Genomic DNA, 15,752 nt, shown 5'->3' on the forward strand with positions numbered 1-15,752 from the left:
TTCCGGTCACCCGGGTGAAGCACGCAGCCTGCGGACCGTTCAGCCTTAGCTGTCCTTGGGGCCGGTGCCGCCGAAGATCCAGCTGACAGCGGTTCCGAAACCAATGTCCAGCAGGCTGACGATGACCATCATGATGGCCACGAACACCAGCACCACGAGCGTGTAGTTGATCAGTTCCTTGCGGGTTGGGGCAACAACCTTCTTCAGTTCGCCGATGATCTGGCGGACAAAGAGTGCAATGCGGGCGAAGAAGTTTGCCTTGGCTTCCTTCTTAGCTGGGCGGCCCTTGGAGCTGCTGGCAGCTGTTTCGGTCACCTGGTCCTCGCTCATCTTTGCAATGGTGGATTACCCGGCCCTGATCAGAACCATGGTTGCTGCGCCTGCTCCGGGCTTTCGCCCGGAGCAGCTTGCGCAGGGCAGACAGGACTCGAACCTGCAACCTGCGGTTTTGGAGACCGCTGCGCTACCAATTGCGCCACTACCCTATGGAGTGAATTGCACTCTTTGATGGCCAACCACCAGCTTGAACTGGGGCGCACGCCATCATCCGTGTTTCAACACCGGTGAACCAGTCTACGCAAGAACTTCGCGTAGGTAAAACCAGCCCGTTTTCCGGCCCATCCGTTGGCCGGTCCAGACCCTGCTGCGCATGGCAGTCATAAATCAAAACCGGCACCCCGGAGGGTCCGGTGAACAGCATAGAGTAGAACTCGTCGAATCCCACATTCCAGCCCCTGGGCTGCAAGCGAAGAACGGACCTGCCAATGCCTTCCGCCCGCGTTTCCCAACGCATTTCCGCAATTGCCGAATCCGCAACCCTGGCCGTCGATGCCAAGGCCAAGGCGCTGAAGGCAGCAGGCCGACCGGTTATTGGCTTCGGTGCGGGCGAACCCGACTTCCCCACCCCTGATTACATTGTCCAGGCGGCCATCGAGGCGGCGTCCCAGCCCAGGTTCCACCGCTACTCCCCCGCAGGCGGGCTTCCCGAACTGAAGAAGGCCATCGCGGAGAAGACCCTGCGCGATTCGGGCTACTCCGTGGATCCGTCACAGGTGCTGGTCACCAACGGCGGCAAGCAGGCTGTCTACAACACCTTCGCCACGCTGGTGGACCCGGGCGACGAGGTCATCGTGCCCTCCCCGTTCTGGACCACCTACCCCGAAGCCATCCGGCTGGCCGGCGGCGTCCCGGTGGAGGTTTTTGCCGGGCCCGAACAGGACTACCTGGTGACCGTCGACCAGCTCGAAGCAGCCGTGACGGACCGGACCAAGATCCTGCTGTTCGTCTCGCCGTCGAACCCCACCGGCGCTGTCTACTCCCCCGAGCAGGTGGCGGAGATCGGCAAGTGGGCCGCGGCCAAGGGCCTCTGGGTGGTTACGGACGAAATCTACGAGCACCTGACCTACGACGGTGTGCCCTTCACGTCCATCGCCACCGCCGCCCCCGAACTGGGCGACAAGGTGGTCATCCTCAGCGGTGTCGCCAAGACCTATGCCATGACCGGCTGGCGGGTTGGCTGGATGATCGGACCCGCGGACGTCATCAAGGCGGCCACGAACCTGCAGTCGCACGCCACGTCCAACGTGTCCAACATCATGCAGATTGCCGCCCTCGCCGCCGTGTCCGGCCCCTTGACCGCCGTCGACGAGATGAAGGTGGCCTTCGACCGCCGCCGGAAGGCCATCGTTGCCGGGCTCAACGCCATTGACGGCGTGGAATGCCCGACGCCGAAGGGCGCCTTCTACGTGTACGCGGACGTCCGTGCGCTGCTGGGCAAGGAGTTCCCCACTGTGTCCGGCACAGCCACGCCGCAGACGTCCGCCGAGCTGGCTGCGCTGATCCTCGACGAGGTTGAGGTGGCAGTGGTTCCGGGTGAGGCGTTTGGCCCGTCCGGCTTCCTGCGCCTTTCCTACGCCCTGGGCGACGACGACCTCGCCACGGGCGTGCAGCGCCTGCAGGACTTCCTGGGCAAGGCCCAGTAACGCCCCATCACCTTTCGCAGGAAAAACAAGAACGCCCCATCACCAAGTAATGGGGCGTTCTTGTTTAAGGCCCGAAATGTGATGGGATGTTGCCGATTTACGGGCAGGAGGTGATGGGGCGTTTAGAGGAGGCGGCGCTCCGCGGCCCACTTGGTCAGTTCGTGGCGGCTGGAGAGCTGGAGCTTCCGCAGCACCGCCGAAACATGGGTTTCCACGGTCTTGATGCTGATGAAGAGCTCCTTGGCCACCTCTTTGTAGCTGTAGCCCCTGGCGATGAGCCGCATGACCTCGAGTTCGCGGGCTGAGAGCTTGTCGAGTTCGTCGTCGGCAATGTCCGCGGGGGCCGTGCCGAAGGCGTCCAGGACAAAACCGGCAAGCCGGGGCGAGAAGACCGCATCACCGCCGGCAACGCGGAACACGGCGTCGGTGATCTCGGCGCCGGAGATGGTCTTGGTGACATAGCCGCGGGCGCCGGCCCGGATCACTGCGACCACATCCTCCGCGGCGTCGGACACGCTCAGGGCAAGGAACCGGGTGCTGGACAGCAGCTGGGCGGAGGCGGCAATGACTTCCCGGCCGCCGCCGCCCAGCCCGCCCGGGAGGTGGACATCCAAAAGGACGACGTCGGGGCGCTGCTGGGCAATCACGGCGATGGCTTGCTCCACGGTGGCAGCCTCACCCACCACCTGGATGCTGGCGTCAAGGTCCGCTTTGAGGCCGGACCGGAAGATGGCGTGGTCGTCCACGATGACCACCCGTGCGGAGTTGGCCGGCCGGGCGCTTCCGCCACCGGCCCCCTGCGCTCCTGTCCCTTGGGTCGTGTTCATGATTTTCCTTCCGCGTGTTCTGCTGCAGCCGGCAGCCGGAGCCGGACCTCCGTGCCGTCGCCGGTGCTGAGAATGGCAGCCGAGCCGCCATGCCGTTTCATCCTGCCGATGATCGATTCCCGGATTCCGAGCCGGTCCGCCGGTACGTCCCCCAGCTCGAAGCCCGGCCCCCTGTCCTTGATGAAGATCTCGGCCAGCCCATCCGATGCCTCAAGGTAGACCGAGACCGTCCCGCCACCATGGCGTGATGCATTGAGCATGGCTTCCCGGCTTGCCTGGACCAGGGCCTCGTACGCCTCGGTCATGGGGGCGTCGCCAACGGTGACCACCTCCACGGCATTTCCGAGCAGGTCCTCCACTTCGCCGGCAATGGCCTTGATCCGGTCTGAAAGCTGCCCGCCTTCGCGGCCGGGGTCCTGGAATAGCCAGCCGCGCAGCTCGCGTTCCTGGGCACGGGCCAGGCGGACGACGTCGTGCTCGTTGCCCGCGCGCCGCTGAATCAAGGCCAGGGTCTGCAGCACGGAGTCGTGGAGGTGGGCGGCAATCTCGGCACGCTCGGTCTCCCGGATCCGGCCGGCGCGTTCGGCCTCGAGGTCACGCCAAAACTTCAGCGCCCACGGCAGCAGGACCAGCACCACCCCGCCCAGGACGGCCACCGAGGCCAGCAGCGCGAGCCACGTCTGCTCCCACGAACCCGAGCCGGACACCATCACCAGGACCCCGGCCACCACCAGCGCCAGGCCTGCAGCGAGGCGGCCCCATCCACCGGCCTGGTCCGCCTTGGTCTTGTCCACCAGCCCTGCCCGCCGGGTCTCGTCCAGCTGCATCCAGGCGATAGAGGCGCCGCCCAGCACCGCGGCGGCCGGGATCAACGTTCCCAGGGACACGTCAACGCCCAGCAGTTGGGCGATCATGATGCCGGCGACGAGCAGGAGCCCGCAGCCCAGCAGGATTTCCTTGCCGTACCGCATTCCGCGCGCCCGGAACCAAGGGGCGCCCTGCGGCGCGCCCCCACCGTCCAAAACGGGACCCGCGGCACCTGCCGGGGTTCCGTCGCCGGCAGCGGTCCTTTGGGTGGGCTGGCTCACCGCCGGGGCAATGGGCGACGACGGGCGGCGGGCATTGCGGCGGGCCGCCTCATCCGCGGTGGGCACCATGATCCAGAGCCATGCGTAGAAGACGAGGCCGGCACCGCCTGCGAAGGACGCCAGGACCATGCCGAGGCGGACGTTCCGCACCGGCCAGCCCAGGTGCGCAGCCAGGCCGGAGCACACCCCGGCGATGACACGGTCGCTGCTCCGTGCCAGGGGCGGCCGCACCGGAAGGGATGTCATGGGTCAATCCAAACATGGATCAGGGTTGCCCGGACCGCATTCGGCCACTTCCCGGGGACAGCTCAGGGACGGTTCAGGGTTTCCCCCAGTAGAGCGCTGCCGGGCGTGGACGGCAGGATCGAAGTATGAACTCGCAGACCCCCTCCCCCGACGACGAACACCCTGCCGAGCCCCTTCCCAAGGAGCAGCCCGGCATGGACAACGGGCAGCCCACCGAGCCGCTGCCGTCCACCGGCGCAACGCCTCCCGGCGCCGCCACAGCCCCGCCGGCAGAACCTTCGCCCAACGATGCGTACCAGGGCGGCCCGGCGCCCGCTCCGTCCACCGATTTCTTCGGCTGGATCCGCAGCAACGGCATCTACCGGGGCAACGACCGGTGGGTCGGCGGCGTCTGCAGCGGCATTGCGCACAGGCTGGGCGTTGACCCCATCATCATCCGCGGTGTCTTCATTGTCCTGACCCTCCTGGCAGGCATCGGAGTCCTGCTGTACGGCCTGGCCTGGGCCTTCCTCCCGGAACCTGACGGCAGGATCCATGTCCAGGAAGCCGGCGCGGGCCGCTGGTCCAGCGGCATGACAGGTTCCCTCATCGCCACGATCCTGGGCCTCACCGGCCTGGGCGGAGGCTTCTGGGGCTGGAGCCACAACGGCCTGAGCGGACTGCTGTGGACCCTCTTCTGGGTTGGCGGCGCCATCTACCTGATCTACTACCTCGCCCAGCGCAACAAGGCCCACCCCACCATGGCCGGCCACGGCACTGCTGCGCCTGGCGGGACCTCTCCGATGGGGAGTACCGGCACGGCCCACACGGCGGCCTTCTCCGCCGGCACCGCATCCGGAACGACTGCGGCTGCAGCGCCGCCTTATGGCAGCAGCACCGCGGGCGCGGCGGATCCCGGCAGCGCAACGGGAGGCCCTTACGGCCAGGGCAGCTACAGCCCGGCCGGAACCATGCCACCGGTTCCCCGCTCCGGCGGCGCCGGGGGCACGGCTCCCGGCGGTCCCGGCAGCGGGGGGCCCGGCGCCGGCAGCTATCCCACGCCGTGGGTTCCGCCGCGGCCGCCGAAGCCCCGGCCGTCCGGTCCCGGCGCCCCCGGTGTGGCCATCGCAACGGGGTCCGCCCTGGTGGTGGGTGGCGGACTGAAGGCCCTCGACGCCGCGAACGTCATCAACCTGGGCGGCTCCGCCAACGCCATCGTGTGGGCCAGCGCCGCAGCGGTCCTGGGCCTGGGCATCCTGGTCGCAGGCTTCCGCGGCCGGACGTCCGGCATCCTGAGCCTCTTCGCCGTGATCGCACTGGTCACCGGGGGTATCTACAACACCCTGGACGACGGCCGGATGCGGTTCCAGCAAGTGGACTGGAACCCGGCCAGCATCGAAGAGGCACGCGGCGGGATCGACATCACCGCCGGACGCGGAACCGTGGACCTCACGGGTCTGTCCCCAACCGCCCCCCTGACATCCGACGTCGTTGTCCCCCTGGACATCACCGCCAGCAACGTCACCGTAGTGATTCCGCAGAACGTGCCGGTGGACATCAAGGCGGACATGACCATGGGCAACCTGAATGAGGGCGGGGGCCAGCGCGGCGGCACCACCACCCGCCAAAGCAGCTACAACACCGACCGGCCCGGCAACCACCTGGTGGTGCAGATCGACGGCACCTTCAGCAACGTCACGATCCAGGAAGGCAACTGACATGGACAACAGCAACATTCCGACGACGGCGGGCCAGGACACCGCCGGCCCGGCACCGGCCAGGGTGGGGACGGTGGTGTGGGGACTGATCGTCCTGGCGCTGGCGGCGCTGATCATCGTGGCCCAGCTGGGGATCGTCGCCCTTAACGGCACCTACGTCCTGATCGGCCTCATGATCGGTGCCGGCGTGGCCCTGGTGGTGGGCGGCCTGCTCTCAGCCCGGAAACGTGACAACCAACCAACTACAGGGAAGTCTTGAACCATGGATAAGTTCTTCAGCATTGTCAGGGGCTTCGGCCTGAAGCGCGGACCGCAGCGCTGGGTTGGTGGAGTACTCGGAGGAATCGCGGCGCAGCTCAATGTCGACGTGGCCTATGTCCGCATCGCTTTCCTGCTGCTGTGCCTGCTCCCCGGACCAGCTGTGGTCTTCTACCTCCTGGCCTGGATCATCATCCCGGACCAGCGCAATGAAATCCTGCTGCAGACCTTCCTGGACCGGCGGTCGCTCAACCGGCCCTGACCGACACCCTTTCAGGCCCCTGCCCCCGGGGAGTCATGCTCCGGGGGGCAGGGGCCTTGCCGTGTTCGCGGCGGCCGGCCCAATGTAACCGGTTTGTGTCGTACCCCACACACCCCACTACACTTCTAGGTGAGCTCAGCGTGGCGCTCTGCCTGTTAACCTTCTTCCCAGGGATGAGCCGAACATGAAAATTGGAATCCTCACCAGCGGTGGCGACTGCCCCGGACTTAATGCCGTGATCCGCGGCGCGGTATTGAAGGGCATCGCCGTCCATGGCCAGGAATTCGTCGGATTCCGCGACGGCTGGCGCGGCGTGGTGGAGGGCGACATCATCGACATCCCCCGCACCATGGTCCGCGGCATCGCCAAGCAGGGCGGCACCATCCTGGGTACCTCGCGCACCAACCCGTTCGAAAACGGCGGCGGCCCCGAGGCCATCAAAGCCCACATGGACCGGCTGGGCATAGATGCCATCATCGCCATCGGCGGCGAGGGAACGCTGGCTGCCGCCAAGCGCCTGACCGACGCCGGCCTCAAGATCGTGGGAGTTCCCAAGACCGTCGACAACGACCTCGACGCCACCGACTACACCTTCGGCTTCGACACCGCGGTGCAGATCGCCACCGAGGCCATCGACCGGCTCCGCACCACCGGTGAATCCCACCACCGCTGCATGATCGCCGAAGTGATGGGCCGGCACGTGGGCTGGATCGCCCTGCATGCCGGCATGGCCGCCGGCGCACACGCCATCCTCATCCCGGAACAAAAAGTCAGCATCGAGCAGATCACCGAATGGGTGAAGGAAGCCCATGCCCGCGGCCGCGCACCGCTTGTGGTGGTGGCCGAGGGCTTCGTTCCCGAACACATGGAGTCCCCGCACTCCGAGCGCGGCCTGGACACCTTCGGCCGTCCCCGCCTGGGCGGCATCGCCGACCAGCTGGCGCCCGAACTTGAAGCACGCACCGGCATCGAAACCCGCGCCACCATCCTGGGCCACATCCAGCGCGGCGGTGTCCCCTCGGCCTTCGACCGGGTCCTGGCCACCCGCCTGGGCATGGCCGCCATCGACTCCGTTGTGGAAGGCTACTGGGGCACCATGGTGGCGCTGAAGGGCACCGACATCCAGCATGTCGCCTTCGAGGAGGCCCTGGGTCAGCTCAAGACCGTCCCGCAAAACCGGTACGACGAGGCCGCGGTCCTGTTCGGCTGAGCCACTGGGCCGCCCTAGGCTGGGACCATGACACTCGATCCCGGCTCAGCGGCCATCATCCAGTTGGCGTGGGCGCGCCGGCTGGGCCTTGACGACGACGCATTCGGTGATGCCCTGGCATCCGGGGAACGGATTGTCCGCGCCGACGAAACGGCCCGGACCGTCGAATTTGTGCGGCTGTTCGGAAGCTCGGCTTTAGTGGGGCCCCGAAGCGTCATCGACGCCGCTGCAGACATCCCCGACGAGGAAATGGCCCAGCACGTCACCCTCCTGAAACTGACCAGGGAACAGGGCGGCCACGGGCTGGGCGCCGCAGCACTGTTCTTTGCCGACGACCTTCCGCTCCAGCAGCCATCAGAGGAACTGACGGTGTCGCACGGGAACCCGGAGGCGATCGAGCTGGAGGGCAGGTGCCCGCCGGATGACGTGAATGAGGTGGGCCTGTCCGACCTCGAGAACCGCTACACCATCGTCCATGAACTGGACGGCAGGCGCGTGCCCCTGGCCTGCGGTGCCTACGGCGAGTGGGAAGGCCTGCTGGCCAACATGGGAGTGCTGGTGGACCCTCAGTGGCGCCGCCGCGGCTTGGGCGCACTGGCCGGTTCCATCGCTGCCCACGAGGCCCTGGCTGCCGGGCTGACGCTGCAGTGGCGCGCGGATGTCAGCAACACCGGCTGCCTGGCACTGGCCCGGAAGCTGGGCCTGTCAGCCGGCGGAATCCAGACCAGCGTCCACCTTCGCTGACGCCGGACTGCCCGCGGCGGCCCAGTCCGGGACCGGCTTGGGCTTGGCGAAGAACAGGGCCACTGCCGCACCGGCGAGCACGACGGCGGCGGGCAGCAGGATCGACTGGGCCATCGCCGTCGAAAACCCTGCCTGCAGGAACCCGGGCAGGGTGCCGCCCATGGCCATACCCTCACCGGCTGATGCTGCAGGACCGCCGGACGGAAGTTCGGCGGCGAGCCGCGACTGGATCAGGACGGCGATGGCCGCACTGCCCAGCACGGCGCCGAACTGCCGGGTGGTGTTGTACACGCCGGAGCCTGCGCCGGCCTGGCGAGGGGGCAGGTTCCGGGTGGCGGTGGTGCTCAACGGTGCCCAGATGCCGGCATTGGCGAAGCCCAGGACAGCGCTGGGCAACAGGAACAGCAGGATGGGTGTGTCCGGCTGCATGAGGAGGCCGTTCCAGACCAGGGCGACGGCCATGAGCGTCAGGCCGCCGGCGGCCAGGTATTTCGGATTGACCCGGTCCACGATCTTGCCCACCACCGGTGCCATGCCGCCCGAGATCAGCGCCATGGGTACCATCAGGAGGGCCGACTGGGTGGGCGTCAGGCCGCGGACCAGCTGGTAATAGAAGATCAGCGGCAGGCCGAAGGACGTAACGGTGAAGCCCACCATGGTGATACCGAGGTTGGCGAGGGAGAAGTTCCGGTCCCGGAACAGGCCCAGCGGCAGGAGCGGTTCGCCCTTGTTGAAGCGCTGCCAGGCCACGAAGCCGGCCAGGACCACAAGGCCGGCAATTATGAGGCCCCACACGCTGATGGGCCCGGTGATGGTTCCCCAGTTGTACGTTTCGCCTTCCTGGATGCCGAAGACCAGTAGGAAGAGCCCGACGGCGCTCAGCAGGACACCGGGAATATCGAAGCGGTGCGGGTGGGTGCTCAGCGTGGGGACGTTGCGCATCGCCAGGATGAAACCGACGACGCCGATCGGCACGTTGATGAAGAAGATCCACTCCCAGCCCAGGCCGTCCACCAGGACGCCGCCCAGGATGGGCCCCACCAGCGTGGCCATGCCGGCCGTGGCACCCCAGATGGCCATGGCAGAGCCGCGGCGGTCCGGCGGAAAGATGCGGGTGATGACAGCCATGGTCTGCGGCGTCATGACGGCCGCGCCGAGCCCCTGCACCACGCGGGCGGCGATCAGGGTTTCCACGTTTTGCGCCAGGCCACACCAGAGCGAGGCCGAGGTGAACACCACCAGGCCAAGCAGGTACAACCGCCTGGGACCGAACCTGTCACCGAGGCGGCCCGTGATGAGCAGCGGAACGGCGTACGCCAGCAGATAGGCACTGGTTACCCAGATCACCGAATTGATGTCGGCGTGCAAACCCTCCATGATCCGGGGATTCGCCACCGAGACGATGGTGCTGTCGATCAGGATCATGAAGAATCCGATCACCAGGGACCACAGCGCCGGCCACGGCTTTTCTACGTTTTCCACTCGGTCATCCTTCTGGAGTTTTGTTTGGTCCCCGGGCGGAAACCCGGGAAGATCAGCCCAGCAGGTCCAGGATCTCCGTGCGGGCAAACATTTGCGCGGCGGCCCGCGCCGACGGCGCACCGGCGTCCGGATCCGCTCCGGCGCCCAGAAGGACCCGGGCCACGTCCGTGTAGCCCTTGAATGCCGCTCCGGCGAGGGGGGTCTGGCCCCGGTCGTTGGCGGTGTTGGCGTCGGCCCCGTGCTGCAGCAGCAGCTCTACGGTGCCGGCATGGCCATGATACGCGGCGAGCATCAGCAGGGAGTCGCCCGCGGCGTTCGTCATGGTGGCCGGTACTCCTGCCTCAAGGTAGGGACCAAGCAGCGCCGCGTTCCCTTCACGGGCAGCCTGGAAGAGCGTATGCGCCAAAGCTAGCGCATCGTCGTCGCGCCCTCCCGCTGCCTCCGCCCCAACGTGGACGGGCGTAGTGTTCTCGGTTATCAGCGTGGCCCCCTCAGGAATCCGGTCTGGCGCCCCACAACCTGGCCGGCGTCAGGGGCGACGATGAGTTCCTGGGCGGCCGGATATGGCTCATCGCCGTCCAGGACCGTCAGTATGTCATCCGGGGCCACGGAACGTTTTATGACTGCCAGGGCCACCGGCCCCATCTCGTAATGCTGCGCCACAGAGGTCACGGTCCCCACTTTCCGTTCCCCGGCCATAACGGGGCTGCCGGCAGCGGGCAGGGTGTGCTGCGAACCGTCCAGCTGCAGGAACACCAGCCGCCGCGGCGGGTGCCCCAGGTTGTGGACCCGGGCGATCGTCTCTTGGCCCTTGTAGCAGCCCTTGGCCAGGTGCACGGCGGTGCGCAGCAGGTCCAGTTCATGCGGGATGGTCTTGTCGTCCGTTTCGGCGCCGATCCGGGGTCGCCACGCGGCCACCCGGAGGGCCTCTGCGGCGAGCACACCGGCCAAGGTCCGGCCGGCAACTGCGTCTTCGAACCCGGCTGCGGGGATGAGGTACTCGAACCAGGGCCGTTCAAGGCCGGGGTGGTCCTCCTCGGAGACGGTGGCGTAGGAATAGCCGCCCGCGGAAACGTGCGGCCACGGGTCCTGCCATGCGCGGTGCCCTGCCCATTCCGGCACGGCCCGCGTGCTGCCCAGCACGGCCCAGTCCGCGGAAGCGTCGGCGATCTCCACCCGCAGCATGAACTTCATGCGGTTGAGGTACTCGGCCAGCGGGGCAGCCTCTGCTGCCTCGACGATCAGCCAGGTGGTTTCCCCGTCATCGACCACACGGGCGTCGAACTCGATCCGGCCCTGGACGCTGAGGAGCAGCAGTTCGCTGGATTCGCCCGGTTTCAGCGCTGCCACCTGCTGCGAGGACAGGGTGTTGAGCCAGCTCAGCCGGTCCGGCCCGGCAACGGTGACCACGCCGCGGTGGGAAAGGTCGACGACGGCGGTTCCGGCGGCAAGGGCGCGCTGCTCACGCAGGGGCTCGCCGTAGTGCGCGGCGACTCCGGCGTCGGGGCCGGTGGCCTCGACGGCACCGGGGCGCGACAACAAAGGGCTGGGCGTAGTCATATGAAGTAGAAGTCCTTGGAGGTCAGCGGTATTCCGGATTTTCGAAATCGAACCTTGTCCCGGCAGCCCATTCGCCGGGCAGGTTTCCGTACGCGGGATAGCCGCCGGCGTCCTTGAGCGTCCGGGCCAGGTGCAGGAGGTTCCAGGTCATGAATGTCGTGTTCCGGTTGGTGAAGTCAGTTTCCGGTCCACCGGAGCCTTCATCGAGGTAGCTCGGTCCGGGTCCCACGGGTCCGATCCATCCGGCGTCGGCCTGCGGTGGAATGCTGAAGCCGATGTGCTGCAGGCTGTAGAGGACGTTCATGGCGCAATGCTTGATTCCGTCCTCGTTGCCGGTGATCAGGCAACCGCCGACCTTGGGGTAGAACGCCCATTGGCCCTTGCTGTTGAGTTCACCGGAGTGGGCGTAGAGCCGTTCGATCAGTTTCTTGGTCTGGGACGAGTTGTCTCCAAGCCAGATAGGGCCGGCCACCACGACGATGTCGGCTTCCTTGACCGCAGGGTAGAGCTGCGGCCACTCGTCGGTGGCCCAGCCGTACTGGGTCATGTCGGGGTAGACGCCGCTGGCGATGTCGTGGTCCACCGTGCGGATCACCGTAGTGCTGACGCCGTGTTTTTCCATGATCAGGCGGCTGATGCGGATCAGGCCGTCCGTGTTGGACGTCTGGGGCGACTTCTTCAGTGTGCCATTGAAGAAGACAGCTTTCAGGTCGCTGTAATCAGCCGGCGCTCCTGCTGTTTCGACGGTGCTTTCTTCCACGGTGCCGCTCCCCTCTTTTGGGTCCGGTGGACCCTATCTGGTCATGAGACCCGGTGCAGGAACGCGGAGGCGTGCGCTTCCAGCCCTTTTCCTGCGTCACCCCCGGTGGCAACGTCCCAGCGCCACAACAGGTTGCCGTCCACCAGTCCGAAGATCCGGGTGGCTGCGCTGTAGTCCTTGGAGTGGCTGCCGCGCATCACCATGTCGGTGGTCAGCTGGATCTGCGGCCCCTTGATCTGGCCGTAGTACAGCTCCGAGATTCCGCCGGGGTGCGAAATCGACACGGAGATATCGAAGCCGCCGTCCTTGTTGCGCAGCGCCTCGACTTCGTCGGCGCTCTTCAGCACCGGGACGATGTCTGCCGGCACCAGCCCGGGGCCGCCGTCGGCATCGAGCTGCTTGCGTTCCAGCGCCCAGAAGCCCGTCTCGACCGTGAGCGGACGCAGGCGCGTGCCTTCGTCGTCGGTCAGCCAGCTTTCGGCACGGTACTGCAGGTACGGCAGGCCGTTGTGGGTGAAGGAGACGTGCTGCAGGAAGTGTTCGGAATCCTCGTCGCCGCTGCCGAGCCGCCCACGGCCCTCCCACTCACCGATGAGCCAGGAGAGGGGCACGAGTTCGGGGGTCAGGTCTGTAGGAATCTCAATGGGCATTGGTATTACCTCCAGCTACGGCCGGTCCCGGGAAAGGGGTGGCTACTGCTGGCCCTTGAAGAGGCGGTAGACCACGAAGCCGGCGAACCAGGCCATGGACAGGCTCGCGATGCCGAGCAGGACAAGGAAGAAGATTTCAAAAGCAAGTACGGACATGGTGCCATCCTAACCCGTTAGTAGATGAGTAGTTTGTCTATGAAGTACGCGAGGGATCCAACAGCAGAGACCGGGGCCAGTCCCATGCCCAGGGCTGCGAGGATGTTCAGCGGAGCGCCGCGGAGGGTGGCCAGCCGCCGGAAGCTCGCCAGCACCGCACCGACAACCACGCCGAAGACGGCCGCGGGCAGCACGGCGATGTCCGACAGAACCAGCCCTGCCAGGGGACCGGCCAGGCCGGCGAGCACCACTCCGAGCGGGGCAACAATGCTGTCCGGCCAACGGATGAGCCCGGCCAGCAGGGCAACTGCCGCGCTGATCGCCGCCACCAGGAGCATCTCGCGGACACCGTTGAACCGGGAGCCGGCAATCCATCCTGCCCCCAGGCAGGACAGCAGGACACCGGCGCAGCAGCCCAGGGTTGATTCCAGCCGTTGCGCCTGCCCGGTACCGCGGATGAGCTGCACCACGAACACCGCCATCATTCCCAGGGCCACAAAGCCCGGCGTCCAGTCCAGGTATCCGGGTGCCGGCACCAGGGCGGCGGCTACGGCGGCGCCTGCCCCCGGCAGGGCGATGACGGCGGCGAGGGTCTTCTTGGCCGGGATGCGGAGGAAGTGCGGCCAACCAATGCCCACCGCCACGGCGATCACGATCCCCACCACCACAAGTGCCTCCGGCGAGGCGTAGACCCCGGCGATGATGGCGATGAGGCCGGCGATCCCGACGATGCCGACGGTCCAGGAGCCGAGCGAACGCGCGGGGGCCTGCAGTTCCGCCGTCATGCGTGGCCCGGCCTGTGCTTCGTCGGTGCACTCACTGCGCTGTTTTCCCATCCTGGCGGTCGGCCGGAAGGCAGGTCTGCCCCTTCACGGCAGGGCGGGTGCGCCCTGGTCCAATCCTGCCTTATGTGAACTGGATATGTCGCAAAACGTACCGGCCCCCGCCCCGAATCTGTGGCCAGGAAGGGGCCGCCGGGTATACTCAAAGTTCAGCTACGCTCCCTGCTGAGGTGGCTGGCCGGCGGCGTGCTGACGGTCCAAAACCTTCCGCAGGAGCCAGTACCGGCCGGTGAGAATCCGGTTCAGTCGCCCAACGATGCGCGGACAGCCCTTGGAGGAACAATGTCGCACATCCTGTTACTGACCAACAGCACCGGTTCTTCGGTGGACATCCTGCCTGCCCTCGAGCTGCTGAACCACAGGGTCCATATCCTCCCCGCGGAGCCCACGGCCCTCCTGGAAACAGACCCCTGCGATATTGTCCTGCTGGACGCCCGCAAGGACCTGGTGGGCGCCCGCTCCCTCACCCAGCTCCTGAAGGCCACAGGCCTGAGCGCCCCGCTGGTGCTCATCCTGACCGAAGGCGGCATGGCGGCGGTGTCCTCCGCGTGGGCTGTTGACGACATCGTCCTCGATTCCGCAGGCCCCGCCGAGGTGGAGGCCCGTATCCGGCTGTCCGTCGCCCGGGCAGTGCCCGAGCAGGAGGACGCGCCCAGCGAAATCCGTGCCGCCGGCGTCGTCATTGATGAGGCAAGCTACACGGCCCGGGTCAACGGGGCACCGCTGAACCTGACCTTCAAGGAGTTCGAGCTCCTGAAGTACCTGGCGCAGCACCCTGGCCGCGTCTTCACCCGGCAGCAGCTGCTGACCGAGGTGTGGGGCTACGACTACTACGGCGGCACGCGCACCGTGGACGTCCACGTCCGTCGCCTGCGGGCCAAGCTCGGAGCGGACCACGAGAACCTGATCAGCACCGTCAGGAACGTCGGCTACCGCCTCACGCTGGTCCGGCAGCAGGAAGATGAACTCACCGAAGCCTGAGCCTGGGCCGCCGCAGGCGTATAGCCTTGGCTCATGACTCCAGCGCATCCGCAGAAGTGGCCCGTCCATGTCGTCCGGGGCGGAGTGGACCAGCAACTGATGAAAGACTGCCGTGACCTCCTGGCCGCGGCGGAAGAATCGGATGGCAATCCTTCCATTTCGGAACAAACCCTGGTGACGATGCGCGCCGGTGATTCGGCCGTGCACAGCCTGCTGACCCTGGCCCTCTACGCTCCCGACGAGGACTCCGATCCGGCGACCGGCCAGGACCTGGCGGGGTTCGCCGTCGTGGTTGATGAGCCGGACGGCAGCGGCATCCTGGAAATCGCCGTGCACCCCTCCTACCGGAACCAGGGTGTGGCGGACCGTCTGGTGGGCGCGCTCAAGGAGGTCCGGGGCTTCAGCGGGCTGAATGCCTGGTCGCATGGAAACCATGAAGCCGCCGCCGACCTCGCAGCCCGCTACGGTTACGCGCCGGTGCGCGAGTTGTGGAAGATGCGGATGACGACGGCGGGCGCGGACCTGCCCGACGCCGGCCTTCCGGACGGGGTAGCCATCCGTACGTTCGTTCCGGGCAAGGATGAAGAGGCGTGGCTGGCCGCCAACCGGGCAGCGTTTGCCCACCACCCCGAGCAGGGCAGCCTCACCAGGGCCGACCTCGAGGCGCGCATGGCGGAGGACTGGTTCGACCCGTCCGGCTTCCTCCTCGCCGAGGACCGGAACGGCCGGCTGCTCGGGTATCACTGGACCAAGGTCCACCCCCGGCATGGTGAGCACCCTGCGATCGGCGAGGTTTACGTGGTGGGTGTGGCACCGGAGGCGCAGGGCATGGGACTGGGCAAGGCCCTGACCGTCGCCGGCATCAAGCACCTCCGCGACGCGGGATTGAACGGCGTGATGCTGTACGTGGATGCGGACAACGCTCCGGCCGTAGCGCTGTACCGGCGGCTCGGTTTCAGCCGCTGGGACATGGATGTCATGTACGGCCCGGCCGGCGCGTAGCCGGG

Annotated in this window: 17 protein-coding genes and 1 tRNA gene; 8 read left to right on the top strand and 10 right to left on the bottom strand. The window is 67.1% G+C overall.

Annotation, left to right across the window (positions count from 1 at the left end):
* Positions 1-45 precede the first annotated feature (45 nt).
* Both secE and ACFVTD_RS02615 read right to left on the bottom strand, forming a co-directional pair.
* Positions 46-330 (bottom strand): preprotein translocase subunit SecE, encoded by a 285-nt coding sequence (gene secE / locus ACFVTD_RS02610; RefSeq protein ID WP_056388913.1) that lies wholly within the window; start codon positions 328-330, stop codon positions 46-48.
* A gap of 82 nt (positions 331-412) precedes the next feature.
* Positions 413-485, bottom strand: a tRNA-Trp gene (locus ACFVTD_RS02615).
* A 279-nt stretch (positions 486-764) separates the two neighbouring features.
* Between ACFVTD_RS02615 and ACFVTD_RS02620 the strand changes: the two genes are divergently transcribed.
* Positions 765-1,982 (top strand): pyridoxal phosphate-dependent aminotransferase, encoded by a 1,218-nt coding sequence (locus ACFVTD_RS02620; protein WP_387557606.1) that lies wholly within the window; start codon positions 765-767, stop codon positions 1,980-1,982.
* Positions 1,983-2,104: 122 nt separating this feature from the next.
* Here ACFVTD_RS02620 and ACFVTD_RS02625 read toward each other — a convergent pair whose 3' ends face one another.
* Positions 2,105-2,809, bottom strand: a complete 705-nt coding sequence (locus tag ACFVTD_RS02625; RefSeq protein ID WP_387557609.1) for a response regulator — start codon at positions 2,807-2,809, stop codon at positions 2,105-2,107.
* Positions 2,806-4,143 carry a PspC domain-containing protein gene (locus tag ACFVTD_RS02630; protein ID WP_387557612.1) on the bottom strand — a complete coding sequence of 446 codons (1,338 nt, stop codon included), beginning with the start codon at positions 4,141-4,143 and terminating at the stop codon, positions 2,806-2,808. Before ACFVTD_RS02630 ends, ACFVTD_RS02625 begins: the two co-directional genes overlap by 4 nt.
* A gap of 125 nt (positions 4,144-4,268) precedes the next feature.
* Between ACFVTD_RS02630 and ACFVTD_RS02635 the strand changes: the two genes are divergently transcribed.
* The 5 genes from ACFVTD_RS02635 to ACFVTD_RS02655 all read left to right on the top strand — a co-directional run bounded on the left by ACFVTD_RS02635 (position 4,269) and on the right by ACFVTD_RS02655 (position 8,314).
* Positions 4,269-5,840, top strand: a complete 1,572-nt coding sequence (locus tag ACFVTD_RS02635) for a PspC domain-containing protein (protein ID WP_387557615.1) — start codon at positions 4,269-4,271, stop codon at positions 5,838-5,840.
* A 1-nt stretch (position 5,841) separates the two neighbouring features.
* Entirely contained in the window at positions 5,842-6,099 is a 258-nt protein-coding gene (locus tag ACFVTD_RS02640; RefSeq protein ID WP_347885419.1) for a hypothetical protein, read from the top strand.
* A 3-nt stretch (positions 6,100-6,102) separates the two neighbouring features.
* The gene (locus ACFVTD_RS02645) at positions 6,103-6,360 is read left to right on the top strand and encodes a PspC domain-containing protein (RefSeq protein WP_141159747.1); all 258 of its coding nucleotides are present in this window, start codon (positions 6,103-6,105) and stop codon (positions 6,358-6,360) included.
* Between the two features lie 184 nt (positions 6,361-6,544).
* Positions 6,545-7,570, top strand: coding sequence for an ATP-dependent 6-phosphofructokinase (locus ACFVTD_RS02650; RefSeq protein WP_387557617.1), 1,026 nt, complete (start codon positions 6,545-6,547; stop codon positions 7,568-7,570).
* A 27-nt stretch (positions 7,571-7,597) separates the two neighbouring features.
* A complete protein-coding gene (locus ACFVTD_RS02655; RefSeq protein WP_387557620.1) occupies positions 7,598-8,314 on the top strand; it encodes a GNAT family N-acetyltransferase in 717 nt (238 codons plus the stop codon).
* On the opposite strand, the gene ACFVTD_RS02660 is transcribed toward ACFVTD_RS02655, so the two are convergent.
* The 6 genes from ACFVTD_RS02660 to ACFVTD_RS02685 all read right to left on the bottom strand — a co-directional run bounded on the left by ACFVTD_RS02660 (position 8,276) and on the right by ACFVTD_RS02685 (position 13,707).
* Entirely contained in the window at positions 8,276-9,796 is a 1,521-nt protein-coding gene (locus ACFVTD_RS02660) for a DHA2 family efflux MFS transporter permease subunit (protein ID WP_387557623.1), read from the bottom strand. The genes ACFVTD_RS02655 and ACFVTD_RS02660 overlap by 39 nt on opposite strands.
* Before the next feature lie 52 nt (positions 9,797-9,848).
* Positions 9,849-10,274 carry an ankyrin repeat domain-containing protein gene (locus ACFVTD_RS02665; RefSeq protein ID WP_387558949.1) on the bottom strand — a complete coding sequence of 142 codons (426 nt, stop codon included), beginning with the start codon at positions 10,272-10,274 and terminating at the stop codon, positions 9,849-9,851.
* Positions 10,274-11,356: a YgfZ/GcvT domain-containing protein gene (locus tag ACFVTD_RS02670; protein ID WP_387557626.1), complete on the bottom strand. Its 1,083-nt coding sequence runs from the start codon at positions 11,354-11,356 to the stop codon at positions 10,274-10,276. The genes ACFVTD_RS02665 and ACFVTD_RS02670 overlap by 1 nt, the downstream gene beginning before the upstream one ends.
* A 22-nt stretch (positions 11,357-11,378) precedes the next feature.
* Positions 11,379-12,116, bottom strand: a complete 738-nt coding sequence (locus ACFVTD_RS02675) for a flavodoxin family protein (protein WP_387557629.1) — start codon at positions 12,114-12,116, stop codon at positions 11,379-11,381.
* A 41-nt stretch (positions 12,117-12,157) separates the two neighbouring features.
* Positions 12,158-12,766, bottom strand: coding sequence for an FABP family protein (locus ACFVTD_RS02680; RefSeq protein WP_387557632.1), 609 nt, complete (start codon positions 12,764-12,766; stop codon positions 12,158-12,160).
* A 173-nt stretch (positions 12,767-12,939) separates the two neighbouring features.
* Positions 12,940-13,707 (bottom strand): permease, encoded by a 768-nt coding sequence (locus ACFVTD_RS02685; RefSeq protein ID WP_387557635.1) that lies wholly within the window; start codon positions 13,705-13,707, stop codon positions 12,940-12,942.
* Between the two features lie 339 nt (positions 13,708-14,046).
* Here ACFVTD_RS02685 and ACFVTD_RS02690 point away from each other — a divergent pair, with 339 nt between their 5' ends.
* On the top strand, positions 14,047-14,745 hold the full coding sequence (locus tag ACFVTD_RS02690) for a response regulator transcription factor (protein ID WP_133345752.1): 699 nt from the start codon (positions 14,047-14,049) through the stop codon (positions 14,743-14,745).
* 33 nt (positions 14,746-14,778) lie between these two features.
* Positions 14,779-15,747: a mycothiol synthase gene (mshD, locus tag ACFVTD_RS02695; RefSeq protein WP_387557639.1), complete on the top strand. Its 969-nt coding sequence runs from the start codon at positions 14,779-14,781 to the stop codon at positions 15,745-15,747.
* Positions 15,748-15,752 lie beyond the last annotated feature (5 nt).

The organism is Pseudarthrobacter sp. NPDC058119 (assembly GCF_042884655.1).
GTDB lineage: Bacteria > Actinomycetota > Actinomycetes > Actinomycetales > Micrococcaceae > Arthrobacter.

What these genes read in the sequence shown, in the direction of transcription:
- ACFVTD_RS02670 (WP_387557626.1), bottom strand. Translation starts at nt 11,356, where the DNA reads ATGACTACGCCCAGCCCTTTGTTGTCGCGCCCCGGTGCCGTCGAGGCC.
- ACFVTD_RS02630 (WP_387557612.1), bottom strand. Translation starts at nt 4,143, where the DNA reads ATGACATCCCTTCCGGTGCGGCCGCCCCTGGCACGGAGCAGCGACCGT.
- ACFVTD_RS02625 (WP_387557609.1), bottom strand. Translation starts at nt 2,809, where the DNA reads ATGAACACGACCCAAGGGACAGGAGCGCAGGGGGCCGGTGGCGGAAGC.
- mshD (WP_387557639.1), top strand. Translation starts at nt 14,779, where the DNA reads ATGACTCCAGCGCATCCGCAGAAGTGGCCCGTCCATGTCGTCCGGGGC.
- ACFVTD_RS02645 (WP_141159747.1), top strand. Translation starts at nt 6,103, where the DNA reads ATGGATAAGTTCTTCAGCATTGTCAGGGGCTTCGGCCTGAAGCGCGGA.
- ACFVTD_RS02655 (WP_387557620.1), top strand. Translation starts at nt 7,598, where the DNA reads ATGACACTCGATCCCGGCTCAGCGGCCATCATCCAGTTGGCGTGGGCG.
- ACFVTD_RS02650 (WP_387557617.1), top strand. Translation starts at nt 6,545, where the DNA reads ATGAAAATTGGAATCCTCACCAGCGGTGGCGACTGCCCCGGACTTAAT.
- secE (WP_056388913.1), bottom strand. Translation starts at nt 330, where the DNA reads ATGAGCGAGGACCAGGTGACCGAAACAGCTGCCAGCAGCTCCAAGGGC.
- ACFVTD_RS02680 (WP_387557632.1), bottom strand. Translation starts at nt 12,766, where the DNA reads ATGCCCATTGAGATTCCTACAGACCTGACCCCCGAACTCGTGCCCCTC.
- ACFVTD_RS02635 (WP_387557615.1), top strand. Translation starts at nt 4,269, where the DNA reads ATGAACTCGCAGACCCCCTCCCCCGACGACGAACACCCTGCCGAGCCC.
- ACFVTD_RS02640 (WP_347885419.1), top strand. Translation starts at nt 5,842, where the DNA reads ATGGACAACAGCAACATTCCGACGACGGCGGGCCAGGACACCGCCGGC.
- ACFVTD_RS02685 (WP_387557635.1), bottom strand. Translation starts at nt 13,707, where the DNA reads ATGACGGCGGAACTGCAGGCCCCCGCGCGTTCGCTCGGCTCCTGGACC.
- ACFVTD_RS02620 (WP_387557606.1), top strand. Translation starts at nt 765, where the DNA reads ATGCCTTCCGCCCGCGTTTCCCAACGCATTTCCGCAATTGCCGAATCC.
- ACFVTD_RS02690 (WP_133345752.1), top strand. Translation starts at nt 14,047, where the DNA reads ATGTCGCACATCCTGTTACTGACCAACAGCACCGGTTCTTCGGTGGAC.